This window comes from Mucilaginibacter sp., from assembly GCF_036383575.1.
GTDB lineage: Bacteria > Bacteroidota > Bacteroidia > Sphingobacteriales > Sphingobacteriaceae > Mucilaginibacter.
Genome location: NZ_DASVOB010000814.1, coordinates 1 through 3096, shown reverse-complemented (window position 1 = coordinate 3096; position 3096 = coordinate 1). Strand labels below are relative to the sequence as shown.

At 46.1% G+C, this 3096-nt stretch carries 2 protein-coding genes; both read right to left on the bottom strand.

Annotation, left to right across the window (positions count from 1 at the left end):
* Nucleotides 1-1346: ethanolamine ammonia-lyase subunit EutB (locus VF500_RS28870; RefSeq protein ID WP_330862971.1), on the bottom strand; the 1346-nt coding region annotated here is incomplete at its 3' end.
* Nucleotides 1347-1408: 62 nt separating this feature from the next.
* Entirely contained in the window at nt 1409-2758 is a 1350-nt protein-coding gene (gene eat / locus VF500_RS28865; RefSeq protein WP_330862970.1) for an ethanolamine permease, read from the bottom strand.
* Nucleotides 2759-3096: the final 338 nt, after the last annotated feature.

Below are 3096 nucleotides of genomic sequence, written 5' to 3'. Positions count from 1 at the left end.
TGCTCGCTTACTGGCAGCATATTTCCTTTATCATCAACAATACCCTGTTTTATCAGCCAACCTTCAAACTCAGGCGCAGGCTTCAATCCCAGCACTTTACGCAGATATAAGGCATCGTGAAATGAAGTTGACTGATAATTCAACATGATATCATCCGAACCGGGGATCCCCATCACAAAGTTGCAGCCTGCCACGCCAAGTAAGGTAAGCAAGTTGTCCATGTCATCCTGGTCGGCTTCCGCATGGTTGGTATAGCAAACATCAACCCCCATGGGCAGGCCAAGCAATTTTCCGCAAAAATGATCCTCGAGCGCAGCTCGGATGATCTGCTTGCCATCATACAAATATTCCGGGCCGATAAAACCCACAACCGTGTTTACCAACAATGGGTTAAACTTACGTGCAACAGCATAAGCCCTTACCTCGCAGGTTTGCTGATCAACACCGAAATTAGCATTGGCCGATAGTGCACTGCCTTGTCCGGTTTCAAAATACATCACGTTATTACCTGCAGTTCCCCGTTTTAATGACAGTGTAGCCTGGTAAGCCTCCTCAATCAAACTTAAATTAACCCCAAAACTGGCATTGGCTTTTTCTGTGCCTGCTATGGATTGGAAACAAAGATCAACCGGGGCACCTTCGTTTACCAATTGCAATGTGGTAGTAATGTGGCTAAGCACGCAGGTTTGTGTGGGGATCTCAAACCGGAGCCTTAACTCATCCATCAACGTGAGCAAGCTGCTCACCGCCGCCGGGCTATCCGTTGCAGGGTTAATACCGATAACCGCGTCACCGCTGCCAAATAACAAGCCATCAATAATACTCGCCGCTACTCCCCTCGTATCATCAGTTGGATGGTTGGGTTGCAAACGGGTACTAAAATGCCCTTTCAATCCAATAGTATTGCGAAAGCGTGTAACCACCTGGCATTTATTAGCCATAGCTATCAGGTCCTGGTTGCGCATGAGTTTGGATACTGCTGCCACCATCTCAGGCGTTAAACCGGGAGCTATGGTTGTTAATGTTGCACAATCGGTTTCATCGCTTAGCAGCCAGTCTCGCAGTTCGCCAACGGTTAAATGACTGATGAGGCTAAAAGCTACAGGGTCATGATCATCTATGATGAGCCGGGTAATTTCATCATCCTCATAGGGGATCACCACCTCATTCAAAAAGTTTTTGAGCGGCACATCAGCCAGTGTGATTTGCGCAGCCACACGTTCCTCATATCCACCGGCACAAAGCCCGGCCAGTTCATCGCCCGAGCGATAAGGCGAAGCCTTGCCCAGCAATGTTTTAAGGTCGGGAAACTTATAAACCCGGTGATGTATATTGTGGCGGTACATATTTTATATCATTATTTCATTGGGTCATTAGGTCGTTATTGCAAAGAGGTCAAACAAATGACTTAATGATTAATGACTTCTTCAGCAGGAGCACTCATCATATCTTCGGTTAATGCGACTTTATGTTTTCCCATCGCTATAAAAATCAGCAATACAATGGCCAATCCTCCAGCAAAAATGAGGCTCATATCAGGGTTAAAATATATTGTTGCTATTAAACATACTACGCAAATTATTAAAGCTATACCCGGGAAAACCGGGTATACCGGGGCCAAAAATGGCCGACTTAAGCGGGGTTCCTTTTTGCGCAATATAAAGAGGCTCAGCATGCTCATGATATACATGACCACAGCGCCAAGCACCGATAACATGATGATCTGATCTGTTTTAAATTTATAAATGAAGATAGAGCTTACCACACCGCTAACTACAAGCGCCCAGTGCGGCGTTTTAAATTTGTGGTTAATATCTGACAGCATCCGGGGCAAATAACCGCTGCGTGCCATGGCAAACACCTGTCGCGATGACGCAAGGATAATTCCATGCAGCGATGCTATCAGTCCAAACAAACCTATACTGGCAAATATTTTGGTTAAACCGTTTCCTTTGCCCAATACTATGCCAATAGCCTCGGGTAAAGGATAATCCAAATGGCTTAGCTTGCGCCAGTCGGTGAGCCCGCCGGTGATGATCATCACACCTAAAGCCAGTACAACCAAAGTTATTATCGCCGAAATATAGCCGCGTGGTATATTCCTTTTAGGGTTCTCTACCTCTTCGGCCACCATGGCAACGCCTTCAATAGCCAGGTAAAACCAAACGGCAAAAGGTAGCGCAGCAAATACTCCCGCCCAGCCAAACGGCATTGGATTAGTGAGATAATTATCCATTTTAAAATGCGGCGATACAATACCAAGGTAAAGCAGCAGTTCAACTACGGCAAGGATGGTAATAAACACCGAAAATGTAGCCGATTCCTTTACGCCAAGCATATTCAGAAGAATAAAGAGGATATTAAAGCCCATTGCGGCCTCGGTTATAGGAATGGCAGGATACAGGAAATGCAGGTAACTCCCTAACGATACTGCTACAGCGGGTGTAGCTACCAGGAAGTCGACGAGCGTAGCGTAACCGGCAATTAAACCGCCAAACGGCCCCATTGCCCGGTATGCGTAGGCAAACGCACCGCCTGCATGTGGTATGGATGCGGTAAGTTCGGTGTAGCTAAAAATAAAGGTAATGTACATTAAAGTGATAACCAGGGTGGCTATCAGCAAACCTATGGTACCCGATACGGCCCAGCCTAAATTCCACCCAAAATATTCGCCCGAGATGACCAGCCCTACGGCTATGGCCCATAAATGGATCGGTTTTAAAACCCGTTTTAAATGTTCTGTAGATGTTTCCGCCATAAGCCTCCGTTAAGGAAAGTGATTCGCCCCTTAAATTACTTAAACATGGGGTTAAATCAAAATTGGCATATGTTATGGAATTGTTAAGGGGATAAATAACAAAAGGCTGGTCAGTCTGAGCCTGTCGAAGACTCGCGCGCAGAGGCCTGCCCACCATGCTTCGACAAGCTCAGCATGACCCCTATTTTAATTACGTTGGTAACGATAGTGAAACATCTTCTTCACTTTGCATCTTCGCTATGCCTTACGCAGAAGATGTTTCACTATCGTTCAGGATGACAGGGAGGTAACCTCAACTTACACCATCAGCTTATCCTTCAAATACCCCATGCTGGCAG